Source organism: Streptosporangium sp. NPDC049644, assembly GCF_040675205.1.
Taxonomy (GTDB): Bacteria; Actinomycetota; Actinomycetes; order Streptosporangiales; family Streptosporangiaceae; genus Streptosporangium; species Streptosporangium fukuiense.
Genome location: NZ_JBFAOJ010000018.1, coordinates 13,913 through 32,696, shown reverse-complemented (window position 1 = coordinate 32,696; position 18,784 = coordinate 13,913). Strand labels below are relative to the sequence as shown.

General features: G+C 69.3%; 18 protein-coding genes. 7 read left to right on the top strand and 11 right to left on the bottom strand.

The features are described from left to right. Positions 1 to 34: 34 nt before the first annotated feature. Positions 35 to 343, bottom strand: coding sequence for a hypothetical protein (locus AB0J58_RS13505; RefSeq protein ID WP_364214541.1), 309 nt, complete (start codon positions 341 to 343; stop codon positions 35 to 37). Further along, positions 340 to 624, bottom strand: a complete 285-nt coding sequence (locus AB0J58_RS13500) for a hypothetical protein (protein WP_364214538.1) — start codon at positions 622 to 624, stop codon at positions 340 to 342. The genes AB0J58_RS13505 and AB0J58_RS13500 overlap by 4 nt, the downstream gene beginning before the upstream one ends. 745 nt (positions 625 to 1,369) lie before the next feature. Here AB0J58_RS13500 and AB0J58_RS13495 point away from each other — a divergent pair. Next, positions 1,370 to 2,197, top strand: a complete 828-nt coding sequence (locus AB0J58_RS13495) for a GntR family transcriptional regulator (protein ID WP_364214535.1) — start codon at positions 1,370 to 1,372, stop codon at positions 2,195 to 2,197. A 372-nt stretch (positions 2,198 to 2,569) separates the two neighbouring features. Beyond that, complete coding sequence (locus tag AB0J58_RS13490; protein ID WP_364214532.1) at positions 2,570 to 3,067, top strand: hypothetical protein; 498 nt, start codon at positions 2,570 to 2,572, stop codon at positions 3,065 to 3,067. Between the two features lie 439 nt (positions 3,068 to 3,506). Here the strand turns inward: AB0J58_RS13490 and AB0J58_RS13485 are convergent, their stop codons facing one another. Beyond that, positions 3,507 to 3,791, bottom strand: coding sequence for a MoaD/ThiS family protein (locus AB0J58_RS13485; protein ID WP_364214529.1), 285 nt, complete (start codon positions 3,789 to 3,791; stop codon positions 3,507 to 3,509). Between the two features lie 8 nt (positions 3,792 to 3,799). Beyond that, the gene (locus AB0J58_RS13480) at positions 3,800 to 4,915 is read right to left on the bottom strand and encodes an exo-alpha-sialidase (RefSeq protein ID WP_364214526.1); all 1,116 of its coding nucleotides are present in this window, start codon (positions 4,913 to 4,915) and stop codon (positions 3,800 to 3,802) included. A gap of 431 nt (positions 4,916 to 5,346) precedes the next feature. On the opposite strand from AB0J58_RS13480, the gene AB0J58_RS13475 reads away from it, so the two are divergent. After that, positions 5,347 to 6,780, top strand: a complete 1,434-nt coding sequence (locus AB0J58_RS13475; RefSeq protein WP_364214523.1) for an Ig-like domain-containing protein — start codon at positions 5,347 to 5,349, stop codon at positions 6,778 to 6,780. Positions 6,781 to 7,275: 495 nt separating this feature from the next. Next, positions 7,276 to 8,100: a hypothetical protein gene (locus AB0J58_RS13470; protein WP_364214520.1), complete on the top strand. Its 825-nt coding sequence runs from the start codon at positions 7,276 to 7,278 to the stop codon at positions 8,098 to 8,100. Between the two features lie 82 nt (positions 8,101 to 8,182). On the opposite strand, the gene AB0J58_RS13465 is transcribed toward AB0J58_RS13470, so the two are convergent. Further along, positions 8,183 to 8,734 (bottom strand): helix-turn-helix domain-containing protein, encoded by a 552-nt coding sequence (locus AB0J58_RS13465; protein ID WP_364214517.1) that lies wholly within the window; start codon positions 8,732 to 8,734, stop codon positions 8,183 to 8,185. Positions 8,735 to 8,900: 166 nt separating this feature from the next. On the opposite strand from AB0J58_RS13465, the gene AB0J58_RS13460 reads away from it, so the two are divergent. The 3 genes from AB0J58_RS13460 (at position 8,901) to AB0J58_RS13450 (ending at position 11,633) form a co-directional block, all read left to right on the top strand. Continuing rightward, positions 8,901 to 10,076: an FAD-dependent oxidoreductase gene (locus AB0J58_RS13460; protein WP_364214514.1), complete on the top strand. Its 1,176-nt coding sequence runs from the start codon at positions 8,901 to 8,903 to the stop codon at positions 10,074 to 10,076. A gap of 53 nt (positions 10,077 to 10,129) precedes the next feature. Then, positions 10,130 to 11,344, top strand: coding sequence for a cytochrome P450 (locus tag AB0J58_RS13455; protein WP_364214511.1), 1,215 nt, complete (start codon positions 10,130 to 10,132; stop codon positions 11,342 to 11,344). 73 nt (positions 11,345 to 11,417) lie between these two features. Next, positions 11,418 to 11,633: a ferredoxin gene (locus AB0J58_RS13450; protein WP_364214508.1), complete on the top strand. Its 216-nt coding sequence runs from the start codon at positions 11,418 to 11,420 to the stop codon at positions 11,631 to 11,633. A 295-nt stretch (positions 11,634 to 11,928) separates the two neighbouring features. Here the strand turns inward: AB0J58_RS13450 and AB0J58_RS13445 are convergent, their stop codons facing one another. From AB0J58_RS13445 to AB0J58_RS13420, 6 genes are all read right to left on the bottom strand, one after another. Further along, positions 11,929 to 13,371, bottom strand: coding sequence for a serine hydrolase domain-containing protein (locus AB0J58_RS13445; RefSeq protein WP_364214505.1), 1,443 nt, complete (start codon positions 13,369 to 13,371; stop codon positions 11,929 to 11,931). Positions 13,372 to 13,423: 52 nt separating this feature from the next. Continuing rightward, positions 13,424 to 14,143, bottom strand: a complete 720-nt coding sequence (locus tag AB0J58_RS13440) for a response regulator transcription factor (protein WP_364214502.1) — start codon at positions 14,141 to 14,143, stop codon at positions 13,424 to 13,426. A gap of 51 nt (positions 14,144 to 14,194) precedes the next feature. Next, on the bottom strand, positions 14,195 to 15,382 hold the full coding sequence (locus tag AB0J58_RS13435; protein WP_364214499.1) for a histidine kinase: 1,188 nt from the start codon (positions 15,380 to 15,382) through the stop codon (positions 14,195 to 14,197). A gap of 401 nt (positions 15,383 to 15,783) precedes the next feature. Next, on the bottom strand, positions 15,784 to 16,119 hold the full coding sequence (locus tag AB0J58_RS13430) for a hypothetical protein (RefSeq protein ID WP_364214496.1): 336 nt from the start codon (positions 16,117 to 16,119) through the stop codon (positions 15,784 to 15,786). A gap of 102 nt (positions 16,120 to 16,221) precedes the next feature. Continuing rightward, positions 16,222 to 17,847: a hypothetical protein gene (locus tag AB0J58_RS13425; protein ID WP_364214493.1), complete on the bottom strand. Its 1,626-nt coding sequence runs from the start codon at positions 17,845 to 17,847 to the stop codon at positions 16,222 to 16,224. Beyond that, entirely contained in the window at positions 17,844 to 18,770 is a 927-nt protein-coding gene (locus tag AB0J58_RS13420) for an ATP-binding cassette domain-containing protein (protein ID WP_364214490.1), read from the bottom strand. The genes AB0J58_RS13425 and AB0J58_RS13420 overlap by 4 nt, the downstream gene beginning before the upstream one ends. Positions 18,771 to 18,784 lie beyond the last annotated feature (14 nt).

The window sequence follows — 18,784 nt, the reverse complement described above, 5'->3', positions numbered from 1 at the left end:
AGACACGGCGCCCCAGTGGGGCCGCCGTGCCTGTTCACGAGCGGCTGGTCCCGGCGGTCGTCCGGTGTTGGGTGATCGCGGTCATCTCAGCCTCGCGCATCTGTGCCTTGAGGCCGTCGACGGTGCGGTCGCAGAGGAGTAGCGGCTCCGGGGTGGGCCAGGTCGCGATGGCGTGAAAGAGTCGGCTGCCGGTGCCGTAGAGGACGGACCAGCCGGGACAGGTGATCTCCAGGATGGCGGCCTCAGAGCGGGCCTCGTGGTCCCAGGTGTAGTGGGGCACGGGGGCAGCGGTCAGGCCGTCGCAATGGCGTCCCCGGGAACGGACGGGTCGTCGTCGGATCATGAGATCACCTGCCCGAGGGCCTGCTCCCACGTCTGCCCGGCGGCGGTCTCCGTGACGACAGCCTCCTGGGTGTTGGCCTCCTCGGCGATGGCCTCCTGTCGGTCGGTCTCGGCCTGGAGCGCCTCCAGACTGTCGGCGTCGACGGTCCCTTCGGCTCCGGCGTGGAAGGCGGCCAGGGAGAAGGGCTCCTCCCGGCTGGCCCACAGCCGTCCGGCGTCACTGAGGATGAGCCGCCAGCCGGGGATGGCGGACTCGGGGTTGGTGGACCTACCATCACTCATTGATTGGATCTCCATCTGATCAAGGGCCCGTCTGTTCGTTCGCAGCGGAGGACGGGCCCGCCTCATGGGTTGGGGAAAGGCGTGGAGGGGGTGTGCCGTACGGGCCGGGCGGCCGGTACGAAGACGGAGTGACCGCCACGCGGTGTAAGGCGCAGGCGGCTGTTCGCCCAGAGCGGGCCGGCCTGGTGGGGGCGGACCTGCACGGGAACGCCGGGCGACGACGACAACGCACCCGCCGGAGCGGCGCCGCTACGACAGGCTCCGCATTCTGAACCTGCTCAGGACGGTGTTGGATCTCGCCGAAGACCTGGTCACCAGGGAGCTGAACGGGCACCGATGTCCTCGTCCCAACCAAGGTCTGCTCACCGGACCGCTGAGCGGGCACCGCCGCGAGCGTCTCGGTCGAGGCCGTAGCGAAGCAGGGCAGGGACAGGTCTCCGGTGCGGCGGGCCTCCAGACGTATGGACATCAACGCACCGGACGGCTGCGCGTACTCATGATCGGACGCGGTGTCACCGCAGCCGTGGGCATAGGGCGGGTGGCCACAGCGAGCACACCCCATCGGCATCGGCGGAGCATCGACAAAGCAACCGCAACGGCTCTTCACCGGCCGATCAAGAACCAGAACAGCATGGTTGATCACGGGCCAGAGAACCTTCCTGATCAATGGCCTGCCCGGTGTTCCAGCACCGGCCGGGTCTGCCATAGAGTGTCGTACGACACTTGACGCTAGAGGGCACCAAGAGTGGCCGTCAAGAAAATGGCCTACGACACTTTGGGGATGGTGAAGTACGTGCACATAGATCCGGATTCGCCTGCGCGGCGTATAGCGGCCGATCTGCGGGCTGACATCGCGTCAGGACAGCTGCCACCGGGCGGAAAGCTGCCCTCGGTCCGGGATCTCGCCGAGCGCTACGAGGTGTCCCGCACCACGGCGGGCAAGGCGTTGATCCTGCTCAAGACGGATGGGCTGGTGACCACCCGGCACGGGTCGGGCGCCTACGTACGCGAGTCGCACCCGATCCGGCGGCTTGGCCCTGAGCGATACGCGCGGCACCACTGGGAACAGACCACTGTCCGGGCGTTCGCCACCGAGGCCCCGGAGAGCGAGGGCGCTCAGCAGCAGGGACACCAGACGCAGGAGGTATCCCTGGTCCCCGCCGACGAACCCGTCGCCACCGCGCTCGGCGTCGAGACCGGGTCACCGGTGTACGAGCGAGCACGCGTCGTGACCCGCGAAGGCAACCCCACCCACACGATGACCTCGTACTACCGCTCCGCCGACGTCGAGGGGACGCCCCTGGTCGATCCCTCACCGGGAATCGCCGGGCAGGGCGGCGGGTTCCGGGTCCTGGCCGACAAAGGGCTCTCCCCTCACGAGATCACCGAAGACCTCTGCGCCCGGATGCCGACCGCCGAAGAGACCCTGCTCCTCGATCTCCCGCCCGGCGAACCCGTCGTCGAGCTGCGCCGCGTCACCCGTACAGCCGACGGCCAGGTGATCGAATACGCCCGAGGCGTACACGCGGCGAGCCGATTCGTCTGGTCCTACACCTTCGCCATCCCCGACTGAGCGGGAGTGACCGCGATACCGGACGACGCGAGGCCGGGGACCATCACCACAAAACTCGGGGTAGTTCATGACACGTCTTAAGCCGCTTGCGCAGTTTCGCGAACGGACGCGATGCCTGGCGATCACCCCCTGCCCCGGGTGGGTGTCTTGGCCGGCGAGCATGTTCCTCAATGGGCCGAGGGTGAGAAATGAAGTCCCGGACCTTCGATTCCCCGGTCCTACACGAAATCAGCGGACGCGCTGGTGAGCCGTACCTGAAGATTGTGCCCCGGCTGGCGGGAAGGGGCGATGACGCCAGAGGCCACCAGGCGTCTTCGCTACCGCGTGGAAAATCCCGTTTACCCGGACTCATATGGCAGGTAACACTGCAGCGTGGGCTCCTATGGGCAAACCGAGTATGAGCGAACCGAACGGATCGTCGACGAGTTGAGCAAGCGCATCTACACGGCGTTGCGCGACGGTGGCCTCGAAGCCGAACCCCTCATCGAGCTCGCCTGCCTGCTGGCGGAATGGGGCGCCTCCCTTCCTGTCACGCGCGAGCTCCTCGAACGCCCCACCGCCGATCTGACGGCGGCCGACCTGCCCCGGCTGGGCAAGGCTCTTCTCGACGAGACCGGCTTCCGGCCGACCTTCGCTCTCGAACCGAGCTTGTTGGTGCCGCTGGAGCAAAAGCTGAAAATCGTGGAGCGTGACGTTCGCACCACGGGAATCACCGGGACGCTTCGGATGGTCGTCCCTGACTGGGACAGCATGGGTGGGGCCTGGGTGGAGTTCCAGGACATCTGCCAGGGCAACAGCATCGGGCCCGGAGAAGGTCTGGCCCGTCTGCTCGACGCACGATCGGGGCCTGCGTGCCGAGATGGAAGATGAAATCGCCGTTTGGCGATGCACAGCTGCCGGAACGCATATCGTCGCACCAGTCGGTGAACTTCCTCCCGGATGCCGTTAGCAGTCTGCTGGTCGATCTGTCTGAAATCTCTGAAACATCTCATCCAGTCCCCTGGAAAGCTGGGCAACATGAGCGACGTCAACGCGGAGCAGATCGCGCGGCTGTTGAGGGAGCGTAACTCTTCTCATCGATTATCCAGCGCCCTGTGGCCTCCGGCCATCTGGGCAAGTGGATCGCGGCGCAGGTCTACCGCGTCCAGTGTTCGAGCCTCGCAGTGGGCAGCAGCCGAGATCTACCCGCGTGCCGGCAACCCGGCACTTCCCGTACGCCCCGAACAAGCGGAGTTGCTGCGGCTCTTCGCCCCCTAGAAGCCCAGGTCAGAGGTTCGTCCCGGCCTGGGCTTCTCGTCGTCCGTACCGCCTACCCGCCCGCCATGGCCCCCACGACCATGAACGGTTCGGCACCCGTCGCGACCGGCTCGGGCAACGGGGTGTCCGGCGGTTCGTGGGACAGATCCTGTTCGCAGGCGAAGAACCTCACGAACGGCCGGCGCCGCTGCGTGACGTGATCACGGATCGTCCCGCGCAACATCGGATAGCGGGCCTCAAGCGCGTCGAGGACCGAGCGCTGGGTGACCTGCCCCTGAACGTGGATCCTCACCTCGCTTTCGGCACGTGCGAGGTTCCGCAGATGCGCCGGGAGCACGACACGGATCATGACAGTGTTTGGACTTCGACCGACAACACGGGCGGAAGGTCTCGGGCGATGGGCGCCCAGCTGTCGCCGGCATCGGCCGAGGCGTACACCTGCCCGCCGGTCGTACCGAAGTACACGCCGCACGAATCCAGCGAGTCGACGGCCATCGCGTCCCGTAGCACGTTGACGTAGCAGTGGCTCTGTGGCAACCCCTTTGTGAGCGGCTCCCACTCGTTTCCGCCCGTCCGGCTGCGGTACACACGTAGCTTTCCCTCGGGCGGGTAATGTTCCGAGTCGCTCTTGATCGGAACGACATAGACGGTGTCCGGCTCGTGCGCGTGGACGGCGATCGGGAATCCGAAGTCGCTGGGCAGGTCGCCGCTGATCTCGTACCACGACTCACCGGCGTCGTCACTGCGCATGACGTCCCAGTGTTTCTGCATGAAGAGCACCTCCGGACGCGACCGGTGCATCGCGATGTGGTGGACGCAGTGACCGACCTCGGCATCCGGGTCAGGGATGCCTCCGGACTGCAGGCCGCGATTCATCGGCTGCCAGCTCTTGCCGGCGTCGTCCGTTCTGAACACACCCGCCGCCGAGATCGCCACGACGATACGCCCGGGATCGCGCGGATCCGGAATGATCGTGTGCAGGCACATCCCACCGGCGCCCGGCTGCCAGGAAGGCCCTGAGCGATGGTCGCGCAGCCCAGGCAGTTCCTGCCAGGTCTGCCCGCCGTCCACCGAGCGGAACAGGGCGGCGTCTTCAACCCCGGCGTAAACCGTGTCCGGATCGGTCAGCGAGGGTTCGAGATGCCAGACCCGTGCGAACTCCCATGGATGCGGCGTGCCGTCGTACCACTGGTGAGTGCCGGGGACACCCTCGTACTGGAACCGGTTACCGACGGCTTCCCACGTCGCACCGCCGTCGTCGGAGCGCTGGATCAACTGTCCGAACCAGCCACCGGACTGCGACATGTACAGCCGAGACGGATCGGCGGGAGATCCCGTGAGGTGGTAGATCTCCCAGCCCCCGAAATGGGGGCCACTGATGTCCCACCGCTCGCGCCTGCCGTCCGACGTCAGGATGAACGCGCCCTTGCGCGTGCCAACCAGTACTCGTACACCACTCATCGGCGTTCCTTCCTTGGTGCCGAGCTGTGTCGGCACTGCGGCCACGCTCCGGATCGTCCGGCCGGGCTCGGAGTCGCCCCCATTTGCGACATGCCCGCCACGGTCGTGGCCACGACGCTACGGCAGCCCCCCGACAAAATCGCCGCACGCCGCAGCGACGGACCGGCGGCGTGCCGGTAAAGGTTCCCGTGTTCACCGGCCCAGGACCACGCCCCGCGGCTGATCACCCCGACCGGAAGGAGCAGCCTGCGGGCACCACGGCCGGCCTTGCCGTCAAGGGCGGCAAGGAGCCCCGTGCACGCCGCCCATGGGATGCGACACGGATATCACGCCATCCAGCACCTAGCGCGACAGATCAAATACAGAGAGTAGCTTCATCGTGAAGTCGATCTACGAAGACGCCCCTAAGACAGACTGGGAGTTCAGCGTTGATGTCACAACGATCCGGATCCGCGCTCACCGCGCTGGCCTGTGCCCTGCTGACGCTACTGGCCACATCGGGAACGCAGGTGGCGGCCGGTGCCGACGCGTACGCCGCCGCCACCGTCGCACGGCAGGCTGTCACGCGAGCCACCGCGCCCTGTATCCGGCCAGGGCAGACGACCTACCCTGTGGACTACTACTGGAAGAACGCGTTCGGCATGAGGCTGGGCAGCGGGTCGGTCTCGGTCGACACCTCCCCATCCCTGTGGGGCGGGCAGATCACACCGGGCGGCACCTTCACCCTCACTCTGGCGCACCGCACGACCCAGTGGCCACTGCTGGTCAGGAGCTACACCACCACGTGGGACCTGTCGTCGCTGCTGGCAGGCGCCGATGTCATCAGCCAGTCGGGGACCGGCACCATCAGCGGCAACACCCTGTCGATCACCTCCTCGGGTAGCAAGACCGACCCACCCGCGAAGGTCATCACCTTCCGGGTCAAGCAAGGCACCATCGGGGGCAGCATGACCATCCGGCCGACCGGGATCAGCAGCGTCATCGCCGCTCCGGGCCAGCTCGGCGGCAACACACCCGCCCTCCCGATCCGGATCGTCGACGGGCAGTCCATCTCGCCCACCAGGGCCGCCGACGACACCGCCACCACCACCGTCATGCGGGGCACACCCGTCAGCGTGTCCGTCCTGGCCAACGACACCGCCGCCGCACCGACGATCAGCAGCGTCACCAAGCCCGGCAACGGCACCGCGACGGTCTCCGGCAGCAACGTGATCTACACCCCCGCCGCGGGCTTCAGCGGCACCGACACCTTCACCTACACCATCACCACCGCCTGCGGAACCAGCACCGCCACGGTCACCGTCACCGTCATCTGCGACTACACGCCGGTCAACCTGGTCAACGGCAGCTTCGAGACGCCACCGGTGGCCACGATCGACTGGTCCATCTCCGACGCCTCCGTCAACCCGAGCGTCGGCTGGCACACCACCGCCACCGACAACAAGCTGGAGTTCTGGCGGGGCGGCGCGAGCGGGGTCCCGGCAGCCGACGGCCAGCAGTTCGCCGAGCTCAACGCCACCCAGGTCTCCACGCTCTACCAGGATCTGCCCACCGTTCCGGGAACACCGATGACCTGGTCGCTGTACCACCGAGGCCGCCTCGGTACCGACGTGATGCGGGTGCTCATCGGCGCACCCGGCGCGACCGTGGCCCAGACTCCCACCGGGGCCTCCTCCCCGGACATCTCCGATGACGACACCGCCTGGCGCCACTACAGCGGGGTGTACGTCGTGCCTCCGGGACAGACCACCACACGATTCGCCTTCGAGTCGGTGGCCGCCGCGGGAGGCACCCCGACGGCCGGCAACTTCCTGGACGGCGTGGTGTTCGAGGCGCCGACCTGTCCCGCGCGAAAGGCCGGCTGACCGCCGGCGCGCGTCCGGCATGGGCATCCGCGGACTCCCGACGACGGCCGCGGACAGCCGAACACACGAGAGGAGCCCCGCCGCCGGCGGGTGAGGCCGAACGGCAACGGAGACACCTTCGGCATGACAACCCAGCACAACGGAAACTGGAGCCGGCCGTCCGTCTCCTGTCGCGTGGGCTGACCTCCGCGCCGAATCTCCGAACAGCGACCGATGACAGGATCGGGTGCTGTGGCGATCCCTTGATCGCCACAGCACCCGACTTCGGCGATCCCCTCGGACGAACGCGACCGCCAGGACGGTCCGGTGACGACCGACCGCGTGGTGGCCCGAGGCCGGACCTCGCCAACGCCGAAGGGCACTGTGCCCACCACCTTGAAAACCGCCCCGGCCCCGGCTGACCGGCTCGGCCGTGGGCCGACACGCTGCGAGACACGTTCGTGATCAAGGTCCGGCAGGATTTCCCTTCCCGTACCGGGCTGAGAGGAAATCACCGTGAAGCAAGCGATCGCGGGCGTCGCCGCGGCCATGGTCACCACGCTCGTGGCCGCGACACCTGTCCAGGCCGCCGCCGCGGATCCGGTCAGGGCGTTGAAGAGCCAGTTCGTCGCGGGCAAGGGGGTGAAGTTCACCGATGTCGTCACCCTGGTCGACTTCGCCGGGAACACGCCCTACCTCAAGCGCACCGGTTCCTTCCAGTTCGGCAGGTCCGGGATCGTCGCCTCCGACGTCAGCGCGAAGCGTGCCACCGACGATCCTGGGATACCCAGCGGCATCGTGCGGAGTCTGGACAGACCAGAGCGGACGATCAGGATCGGCACCACCAGCTACTACTCCGGCGGCCCCTGGGCGCCGTCAAAGGGCAGGACCTGGCTCAAGCACCCGAACGGCATGAACGCCGGCTTCAGCGGCTGGTACTGCCAGTTGGTGAACGTGGCCGAGCCGGCGACCCTGAAGGCCCTGATCACGAAGGGGAAGCGAACGGGGCGCACCTACTCGGGCACGATCAGCTTCGGCGCGCTTGAGAAGATCTCCCCCTGGCTGCAGAACGTCAGCCTGACCAGGCTGTCCAAGAACACAAAGCCCGCGGTGCTGCGTTTCAGGCTCACCCTGGGCTCCGATCAACTCCCCCGGCGACTGATCACTGTTTATCCGGGGAGCACCCACGTCAGTGCGGCGGTGGGAGAGGACAGGCAGCTCAGCGTTGAGACCCGTTACACCGGGTGGGGCAGCCGGGTGACCGTCAAGGCGCCTCCGGCGAGCAAGGTGGAGAACGTGGGAAGGCGCGAACCGACCGTCCGGGGCGGCAGCCGGGGGTAGGTCCGGGAACTCGGCGCCGGACCGGAATCACCGGGGTGCGGAGATCCTTCCGGCAACGCACCCCGCCGAGGACGCGTGACGATCAGACGTCGATGCCCTTGCGCAGGAGCAGCCAGGCGCGGTCGGCGGTCTCACGCCGGGTGTCCGCCGGTATCTTGGCCAGCAGCGCCGCGATCATGCCGATGGCCGTGACCAGGTCATCGGCGGTGACGTGCTCGCGTACCCGGCCGGCCTCCCGTTCCCCGGAGAGCAGGCCCTCCAGCAACTCCGACACCCGGTCGCGCACATGGGTGAGGCGCGCGTCGGCCGAGGCGCTGACCACGTCGATGAACGCGGTCGAGGTGATGGCCCGCTCGGTCATCAGAGCCAGCATGTCGTCGAGGGTGGTGCCGGGCTCCGCGGCGAGCGCCTCGATCTCCCTGACGCCGTCCTCGAACACAGCCAGCGCGAGACTGACGCGATCGGGGAAATGCCGGTACAGGCTGCCCTGGCCGACTCCGGCCGCACGGGCGATCGAGGTGAGCGGCGCGTCGTATCCATCGGCGGCGAACACCTCGCGGGCCGCCGCGATCAGCGCCGCCCGGTTCTCCGCCGCGGCGCTGGGGCCTCTGTTGGGTCGCCGTGCGCTGAACATGACACCTACCGTAGCAACCGGACTGTATCATCCGGTTTGTTGACTCCAGATTTCCACACCACTCGACACATGTCGATGACAGGGTCTACGGTAGCAACCGGACGACTCAGTCCGGTTGCGGCGGCACGTCGCCGCAACCGTCCGCTTCGATCGAAAGGAACCGCACTTGACCGGCGCTGAGAGCGTTCTGATCGTGGGCGCTTCGGCAGGCGGCCTTGCCGTGGCGGAGGCACTGCGGCGGAAGGGCTACCGCGGCGAGCTCTCCGTCGTGGGCGCTGAACGGCACCCTCCCTATGACCGGCCGCCGCTGTCGAAGCAGGTGCTGGCGGGCACCTGGGAGAGCGAGAGGGCGTACCTGCGCTCCCGGGACGACCTCGCCAAGCTGGAGGCGGAGTTCGTGCTCGGCGATCCGGCGACCGGACTGGACGCCGCCGCCCGCGAGGTCCGAACCGCCTCCGGCCGCGTCCTGCGCGCGCAGACCGTGATTCTGGCCACCGGCCTGGTCTCCCACCGGCTCCCCGGTCAGGACGACCTGGCGGGCGTGCACGTCCTGCGCACCCTCGACGACGCCCTCGCCCTGCGCCGGAGCCTGACCGCGGTGAACAGGCTCGTCGTCATCGGCGAAGGCGTGCTGGGCGCGGAGATCGCCGCCACCGCCTGCGGTATGGGGCTCGACGTCACCCTCGCCGGCCTCGGCCGCGCCGTCATGGCCGACCAGCTCGGCGGCCTGGTCGGCGCGACGCTCACATCGCTGCACGCCAGGCGCGGCGTCCGGCTCCGGCTCGGCGTGGCCGCCGAGGCCCTCACGGGCGCCGACGGCCGCGTCACCGGGGTGCGGCTGGCCTCCGGCGAATCGTTGCCCGCCGACGCCGTCGTGGTGGCGATCGGATCCCGCCCGGCCACGGACTGGCTCGACGGCAGCGGGCTGGCCATCGGCGACGGCGTCGAGTGCGACTCACGCTGCCGCGCCGCCCCGGACGTCTACGCCGTCGGCGACATGGCCTCCTGGCACCACGAAGGGCTGGGCAGGCGGTTGCGGCTGGAGAACCGTACCAACGCCGTCGAGCAGGCACAGATCGTGGCGGCCAACATCCTGGGCGAGGACCGCCCGTACGTTCCCATCCCCTACTTCTGGACCGACCAGTACGACGTCAAGATCCAGGCACACGGCTTCCTCACCCCCGAGGCCCAGGTGAACGTGATCGAAGGCGCCCCCGAGGACAACCGATTCGTCGCCCACTACAGCGTCGACGGCCACGTCACCGGAGTACTCGGCTGGAACATGGCCAAGGCCGCCCGGGTGCACCGCCAGAGCGTGGTCGAGACCCTCGCGCGACCGTGAGCGTCCGCACCCCGTCAACGACAACAGGAACGCCCCTTCCGAGGAGGAGTCGAATGAGCCAGAACGAGCAGGTCCTGAGCTATCCCATCCCGAGCGAGGCGGCGTTGGAGCCGCCGGCGGAGTGGGCCGAGCTGCGCCGTCAGTGCCCGGTCGCGCGGATCACGTTGCCCAGCGGTGACGAGGCGAAGCTGCTGACCCGTTACGAGGACGTCAAGCAGGTGCTGGCCGACCCGCGCTTCACCCGCCTGCTGAACGCACCCGACGCGGCCCGGCTGTCGGACAACGAATCCGGCGGGGTGTTCAACACCGAGATGGCCCAGATCATCCCCGACAGCGGCGAGGGTCACCAGCGGTGGCGGCGCCTGGTCGGCAAGTACTTCACCGCCAAGCGGATGGCCGCGCTGCGGCCCGTCATGGCGGAGATCGCCGAGCGGCTCATCGACGACATGGTCAAGCGCGGCGGGCCCGGCGACCTCAAGGCGTCCCTGGGTTTCCCGCTGCCCGTGTACGTGATCTGCGACCTGCTCGGAGTTCCCGCCGCCGACCGGGACCGCTTCGCCCACTGGTCCGACGCACTGCTCAACCTCACCCGTTACAGCCAGGCGGAAACGGACGCGGCGCAGGCCGAGTTCGTCCAGTACATGTCCGACCATGTCGCCGCCAAGCGGGAACAGCCGGGCGACGACCTGCTCAGCGCGCTGATCAAGGAGAGCGCCGCCGAGGGGCAAGGTCTGACCGACGTCGAACTGCTGGTCACCGGGATGGCGCTGCTGGTGGCCGGGCACGAGACCACCGCGAACATGATCGGCAAGATGGTCTCCATGCTGCTGGTCGACCGCACCCGCTGGGAACGGCTGCTGGCCGACCCGTCGCTGGTGCGTTCGGCAGTGGAGGAGTCGCTACGGTTCGACGCCAACTCCGGCTTCGGCCTGCCGCGCTACCTGAAGGAGGAGACCGAGGTCGACGGGACGGTGCTGCCGCGCGGCACCACGGTGATCTGTAGCATGGCCGCGGCCAACCGCGACGAGAGCGTCTTCGACGGCGCCGACGACATGGACCTGAGCCGCAGCCCGAACCCCCATCTGGCCTTCGGCTCCGGCGCGCACTCCTGCCTGGGCCAGTCGCTGGCCCGCACCGAACTGCAGGTCGTGCTCGAGGTGCTGCTGCGCAAGCTGCCGTCCCTGCGACTGGCCGTCCCGGTGGAGGAACTGCGGCGGGTGGACGGCCTGGTGGTCGGCGGCCTGCGCGAAGTCCCGGTGCACTGGTGACGCGGCCCCCGCGGACCGACACGACGCGCGTACGAACGCCGGTGACACCCGGCCAACCAGGAAGGAATCCCGCATGAAAGTCACCGTGGACGAGGCCAAGTGCTGCGGCGCGGGCCAGTGCGTGCTGATCGCACCAGAGGTGTTCGACCAGCGCGAGGACGACGGCATCGTCATCCTGCTGGAGTCGGAACCGGCCGAAAACCTGCACGTCACGGTGCGTGAGGCCGCCGCCGTCTGCCCCGCGGCCGCCATCGAGGTAAGCGAGAGTGCGTCAGCTTCTCGGCCGTAAACGACCCTCACCTGAAGGGGGGCTTGAGGTGCGGTGATGCGCTTTACGAGCCCCGCGCCGACCAGCCCTGGTCATCGGTTCGAGGAGGTGCGTTTCAATGGCCACGTTGAACACGAGATCGCAGACCCAGCGGCGGGCACCTCCTCGGCCTGCCGCTCTGGAATCCGTGGGAGCGGACACGCCCGAGGGTGGGTGCGAAACGGCTCACGGCGGTACCCGGTGTTCGACCTGGAGGAGGGGAGATCGAGCGGATCGGCACCGGTCCCTGGCGGCTCCGGCCAGGTTCCCGCCCAGGTCAGCTGTCCGCCGTGGCCGGCCGTACCGATGCGAAGGTCGCCTGACCGGCGCGGCGGAAGCACCAGAGGCGACGGCCGAGTGCGACCGCCCCGAGCACGCAGCAGGTGAGGCAGAAGAGCGCCAGCAGCGGCAGCAGCCAGGCGGTGACGATCCAGTACTGGAAGCTGAACGCCCCCCAGATCAGCGTCGGCAGCACCACGCCCAGCACCATCACCAGGGCAAGGGGCACGAGCCGAAGAACCAGCCTCGGCCGGCGCGCCGCGCGGCGTCGCGAGGCCCAGCGGCGCGCTCGGACGACCGCGGTGACCAGCAGTGCGGTCATCCCCACCGTGAGCCCGAGCAGGACCGCGTTCACGACGGTGAGCGGGTTGCTCATCGGCGTCGCCGGTGCCCCGATCCGTTCGGCGATGAGGTTGGTCGAGAGCAGGCTGGGACCGCCGCCGCTGTTGGTGAGGACGAGGGCGGCCACACCGGTCTTGGGCGAGAAGACCATGTCCCCGGTCCACGTCGCCAGTGTTCCGCCGTGGCCGATCACCGACGGCGGGGCGTCTGCCGCGACGGGGCGGGACCGCCAGCCGAGGGCGTAGTCGCCGGCCTTCGGCTGGACGGTGTGCAACTCGGCCAGGGAGCCGGCGCTCAGCAAGTCCGCCCCGAAGGTTCCCTGGTTGAACCGCAGCCACCGCACCATGTCGTCCAGGGTCGAGATCACCCCGCCGTTGCCGACGCAGAACCCCGGCATCTCCGGTGCCGCGACGGCGACCCCGAGAACGACCTCGTACCCGGACGGCAGGCCCTCGGCACGATCGGAGCACCCCAGTGTCGAGCTGGTGCCGGTCATGCCCAGCGGCGTGAACAACTCGGTGTGGAGGAAGTCGCCGAAGGACTTCCCCGACACCACTTCGACGATCCTCGCCGCGATCGAGTAGTTGGTGTTGTGGTACTCCGAGCGGGTGCCCGGATCGGCGGCCAGGGTCTTGTCGGCCAGCCCGGCCACGATTTCCTGCGCGCCACGCGGAGGCGGGAACACGTACTCGTTGTTCGTGCTGTTCGACAGCCCCGAGGTGTGGCTGAGGACCTGGCGCACGGTGATCCCGGTGAAGCGCGGATCGGCCATCCTGAAGTCGGGCAGGACCTTGATGACCGGGTCGTCCAGGGAGACGCGGTCACGGTCGACCAGCAGCATGATCGCCGCAGCCGTCATCGACTTGCTCATCGACGCGATCCGGAACCGGGTCCGCGCCGTCACCGCGTCGCCGTCCCCGTCCCGGCCGCGGACGATCGTCTCGACCGACGACCCGTCGATCACGGCCGCTGCGACACCCGGCGTACCGTAGACGGAGCGGTAGTCGTCGACCAGTCGTTCGCCGGTGGCATGGGCCGGTGCCGCCCAGCCGAGCAGCACGGCGACGAGCACACCGCCGAGGACGAGGAGGAAGGTCACACGAGGAGGGCGCAGACGTAGGAGATGCACGACGTCGAACCTAGGCCGGGCGTCACCGGCCGACATCACCCCAAGGGGTGAGACGGGTACCACCCGGCAGGATGGAATCTCGGTCAGGCAGATCGTCGCGACCCACAAGCCCGTTCTCGTACGCGTGGATCACCGCGTGCACGCGGTCGCGCAGGTTCAGTTTCTGCAGGATGGCCCGGACGTGCGACTTCACCGTGTTCTCGCTCAGCACCAGTTCCGCGCGGATCTCGCTGTTGGACCTGCCGCGGGCGAGCAGGCCGAAGATCTCGACCTCGCGCGGGGTGAGGCCGTCCAGGGCCGCCGTCCTCCGCATCGGCACCTGACGTACGAGGTCGAGGATCGTCGCGGCCACCCCCGGGGCCAGCGCCGACGTCCCGGAGGCGACGTCACACACGGCCTGGGCCAGGGCTGCGGGCCGGACGTCCTTGGTCAGGTAGCCGCTCGCGCCGGCCCGGATGGCGGCCACGACCAGTTCGTCGTCATCGAACGTCGTCAGCATGAGCACCCGGGTCGCCGGTGCGATCCTGACGATCTCCGCCGTGGCGGCGACCCCGTCCATGCGCGGCATGCGGATGTCCATCAGCACCACGTCGAGGCGGTGCCGCCGGACGACCTCGATCGCGTCGCTGCCGTTCGCGACGTCGTGGGTGACCTCGATGCGCTCGTCGGCCGACAGCACCGTACGGAGCGAGGCCCGCAGCAACTCCTGATCGTCGACGAGCATGACATGGATCCCGGTCACGAGACCTCCTTCGTCGGCCTCATGACCAAGGTGCTGTGCTTACTGATTCCCTCACTTCGTTCGGTCATTCCCCTCCTTCGTGGGGAGCCGCGCCCGCAGCACCCATCCGTCGCCCCCGTCGTCGATCGACAGGGTGCCGCCTGCGGTACGCACACGTTCCTCGATCCCTATCAAGCCGCTCCCCTGGCCGCCGACGTCGCGAAGCGCCTTGCCGCCGTCGTCACGCACCTCCACCACCACCTCGGCCGGGGTCCAGCGCAGGCGAACGGTTACCTCGACCGGTGGTTCGAGGTGGCGCAGCGCGTTGGTGATGCCCTCCTGCACGGTCCGGACCGCCGCGACCTCGGCACTCAGGCTCAGTGGCCGTCGCTCACCCACCTCCGCGAACGTCACCTCATGGAGCGGGCTCGCCGCCGAGGCCACGAGGTCGGGGAGGGCATCGAGCGAGATCGGGATCTCTCTGGGCCGGGAACCGGCGCGCGGCGCCGCGGTGGCCGGGCCCAAGGTGGCCAGCATCGCTCGCAGACCTTGGTGGGCGTCCCGGCCGGCCTCGGCGATGTCGCCGAGTTCTCGGCGGGTCGCCGGATCCGCCGTCGTCACCGCCGCGGCCTCGATCCGCGCGACCATGACGGTGACCGTGTGGGCGATCACGTCGTGCAGGTCGCGGCGGATGCTGGCCCGTTCGTCCGCGACCGCCGCGGCCAGTCGTTCGCTCTCGGCTCGCCGGCCGGCCTTGTGCCTGCGGCGTACCAGCAGGGCCGCAAGCCACACACCGCCGACCACGAGCGTCAGCAGCCCGCCCTCGGCCAGGCGGGTCCACCCAGGGATGTCGGGGGGCATCCGGGCCCACGTCACCAGCTCGGTGAGGACGATCCCGAACGCGGCGACGGCCAACGCGACCACCGAGGACCTGACCGAGACCAGGCTGGTCAGCCGCCACAACGTGAGGGGGAAGCACACAGCCGAGGGCAGCATGTTCGGTGACCAACCCAGGGAGGGCGTCATCACCAGGACGAGCATCGCCAGCGCGCCGATCGCGTACCCCGCCCACGGCCGTCGATGGGCCACCACCGCTCCCACATGGAGCAGGACGACAGCACCCGCCTCGGCGAAGATCTGCCACAGGTCCGCGCCGAGGTGCCAGACGCCCGCCAGGATGATCGCCGTCAGGAGAGCCAGGACCACGTGCGCCGCCACCGTCGCCGCCGGCCATGTGCTCCGGCGCTGGGAGGCTGTCACGGTCGTCGCCTTCCGGTGGGCTCGTGGTGGGGAGCCGTGCCTGGCTCGACGTGCCACAGGATAGCCAGCAGCGGGCAGGCCGATCTGGCCCCCCGCCACGGGCCCGCCGGCGAAGCCCGTCGACGAGCCGCCTCATCGAACGCCGAGCCGTCGAAGCGGTCGGCGTCCCGGAAGACCGCGCGCGCGGGCAGGCGCTGTCCTGAGCCGTGGTCAAGCGGCGTGGTGGTATTCGCTTGATCACGCTTGTGACGACAGGTCTTCGGCCGTCACCAGGTCGCGGACCTGCACCGTCCTGGGTTCGCGGTCACTCCGGCGCGCTGCGCGACACCGTCGGCCGGATGTCCGGCTGCCTGCACCACTGCCCGCGGAACCACAAGATCCATGGTGAGTCCGCCGCCGGTTCAGTTGCCGCCCCCGTTCAGCGCGTAGCACTCCACCTCGGAGCGGCGGTAGGTGAGGCCGCTCCGCACGGAGTCCTGCACGCACTGCCTCTGGCTCTTGCTCAGCTTGAGCACGCCGCACACGGTGATGCCGGCGTACGTCCGGCAGTCGAGGCCGGGGTTTCTCTCCCCGATGGTGTAGGTCCGCCGGACCTCCGCGCGGCACTCCCGCCGGGCGGCGCCGGTATCGGCGTACCCGCACTGGTTGAGGAGGATCCGATATTGCTCCCGGCTGACCTGTTCTTTGCCCACGCCGTCCATCGGGTGTCCGGCGCCGGCGGTGGCGAGCGTGGTCATCGCAGCAAGCGCCGCAACACAGATGATCTTATTCATAGCGCACCCCCACTGCTACCTAACGTTACATTCCACCCATATCGCGCGACCAGGTGGGATGCCGGATCACCTCACGGCGTGCCGTGCCGTACGGACCGCCAGGGCGGCGCACACCAGGAGCAGGGCGAGGCCGCCCACGGCCAGCGGCGACGGCCCGGCCGGAAGCCCTCCCGACCTGACCACTCCCATGTAGTCCAGCGCCGCGACACCGTTGACGGCCAGGTACCACAGGCCGAGGTAGACGACCTGGAAGACCCGGTGGGTACGGCAGGCCACGCCGAGAGCCAACGCGAGCGCGGGAACCAGGAGCGCGCCCCCCGCCCAGGCACCCGCCCCGGCCCAGTCGGCCGTGGCCGCCATCCGTACCGCGGGCGCGATCCCGGTCACGACGGTGAGCGCCACCCCGGCCGCCCACTCCGCCAGAAGCCCGCGCCGCATCGTCGGGTAGGCGCCGAGCAGCCCCTCCAGGCCGTGTTCGACTCGTTGGGTGCCCAGGCGGGACCAGATCAACACCGGCCATATCCAGGCCAGAGGGAGCAGCGTCGCGGGCTCCGGAGTGGCGAAACCGGCCACGGTCACGGCCGCGACCACGAGCCACCACCACGGCGAGACGCCCCGAAGGAGGACGCGCAGCTCACCCGCGAGGAGCCGCCAGAAGGCCCGGCCACGTACCGGCGCCGTCATCGTCACCGGGAGCCCGGGACGGCCGACGGGTCCGCCCATGCCTGGCTCTCCCCGGACACCGCGCGGGAGGTCCCCGAGGATCTCGTCCTGATCCCCCTCCCGGGCCTTGCCCGGCCTGGACGGCACGGCGGCGGATCCGCTGCCGGGACCGCGCGCGGGATCGAACCTGCCGAACCAGAGCGCGGGCAGCAGCGCCACGGCGATCCCCACCGCGAGAAGAACCAGTCGACCACCGAGGAAAGCCGCGTCGGGGATGAAGCCATCCCATTGGAAAGTGCGCAAAGGCTCGGTCACGGACGTCAGGCCGAGGCTGAACTCCCGGTCGGTGACGTCGATCCCTTGTTCGACCAGGGCGGTGCGCATCGACTCGGCCGCCTGGCGCACCCCGATGCCCCCGAGAGGAGCGTTCCGCGTCTGTCCTCCCATCAGCAGAACCATCGAGACGACGAACCAGACGACGTTCCCCACGCCGCCCCGCAGCAGCGGCACGGTCTCGAACAGCACCGCCGCCGCGGCCGTCAGCACCAGCGGGGGCAGCGTGATCAGCGCGAAGGGAAGCAGCAGCGCGATCGGATCGAACGTGCCGGACTCGCCCCGCGCGAACTGCATCAGCGGCGCCGCCACCGCGAGCACGCCCGCCATCGACGCGAGCACCAGGAAGTTGCTGAGGAACTTCCCGATCAGATATGTCGACGTGCGGAGCGGCGAGGCGGCGAGGATGTGCCCCACACGGGTGCGCTCGTCGCGGGCGATCGCGTCGCGTACGACGTAGAACCCGCCCATCGTGAGCCACAACGCGCCGGCGAGGGCGGTGACCGTTCCGATCCATGCGCTGGTGTAGACGCCTCGGTACCCTCCGACATCCATGAGCACCCAGTGGGAGCCCGCGTCCGGCACGGCCAGGCAGGCGAGGCCGACCGCCGCCAGCAGGGTCACCGCGTACGCGGGACGCCGTACCCGCTCCCGGAAGTCGGCGACGGCGAGCGCGATCGGCGCCCGGGCGGTCACCGGGTCACCGCCCGTGCGGCGGGACCGTTGATGACGGCGAGATACACGTCCTCCAGATCGGGCGCCACCCGTACGGCGTCGCCTCCCGGCGGCGTGGGCGACAGGAACCGGAGGCGCGTCCCGCCCGCCGTACGGATCATGCGGCTGATCACGTACCGCTCCCGCATGGCGACGGCGTCGGACGGCCCGGCGACCGTCTCCCACACCTGGCCGTCCACCTCTCTCAGGAGCTCCTCCGGGCTGCCGCGTCGCAGCAGCCGTCCCCGGGCCACGATCGCGATGTCGGACGCCACGGACTCGATGTCGGAGACGATGTGCGTCGACAGCAGCACCACCCGGTCCGCAGCCAGGTCGCTGAGCATGGTGCGGAACCGTACCCGCTCCTCCGGGTCGAGCCCGGCCGTCGGCTCGTCCACGATCAGCACCCGGGGATCGCCCAGCAGTGCCTGGGCGATCCCGACCCGGCGCAACATGCCGCCGGAGTACGCGCCCAGGGGCCGCCGACCGGCCTCGGTGAGGTTGACCAGTTCGAGCAGTTCGCCGACGCGCACCCGCGCCGAGCGGGCCGACAACCCCTTGACGGCGGCCAGGTAGGAGAGGAACTCCCTGGCCGTCAGGTGGGGATAGACGCCGAAGTCCTGCGGCAGATAGCCGAGGGCCGCGCGGAGCGCGTCCGGCCGGGACACGACGTCCGTCCCCTCGAAAAGGACCTTTCCGCGAGTCGGGCGGGTGACCGTCGCGGCGACCCGCATCAGCGACGACTTCCCCGCCCCGTTGGGGCCGAGGAGACCGAGCAGTCCCGCGCCGAGACGCATGGAGATGCCGTCCACGGCCCGTTTACCTCCCTTGTAGACCTTGGAGACATCCACCAGTTCGAGCATCGGTGTTCCCGTCGTCGCCACGTGATGTGATGTGCCGTTCACCCGTTTTGTTCCAT

Bases quoted from the DNA above. Each gene is read 5' to 3' on its own strand.
- AB0J58_RS13505 (WP_364214541.1), bottom strand. From the start codon at position 343: ATGATCCGACGACGACCCGTCCGTTCCCGGGGACGCCATTGCGACGGC.
- AB0J58_RS13500 (WP_364214538.1), bottom strand. From the start codon at position 624: ATGAGTGATGGTAGGTCCACCAACCCCGAGTCCGCCATCCCCGGCTGG.
- AB0J58_RS13480 (WP_364214526.1), bottom strand. From the start codon at position 4,915: ATGAGTGGTGTACGAGTACTGGTTGGCACGCGCAAGGGCGCGTTCATC.
- AB0J58_RS13475 (WP_364214523.1), top strand. From the start codon at position 5,347: ATGTCACAACGATCCGGATCCGCGCTCACCGCGCTGGCCTGTGCCCTG.
- AB0J58_RS13465 (WP_364214517.1), bottom strand. From the start codon at position 8,734: ATGTTCAGCGCACGGCGACCCAACAGAGGCCCCAGCGCCGCGGCGGAG.
- AB0J58_RS13455 (WP_364214511.1), top strand. From the start codon at position 10,130: ATGAGCCAGAACGAGCAGGTCCTGAGCTATCCCATCCCGAGCGAGGCG.
- AB0J58_RS13450 (WP_364214508.1), top strand. From the start codon at position 11,418: ATGAAAGTCACCGTGGACGAGGCCAAGTGCTGCGGCGCGGGCCAGTGC.
- AB0J58_RS13430 (WP_364214496.1), bottom strand. From the start codon at position 16,119: ATGACCACGCTCGCCACCGCCGGCGCCGGACACCCGATGGACGGCGTG.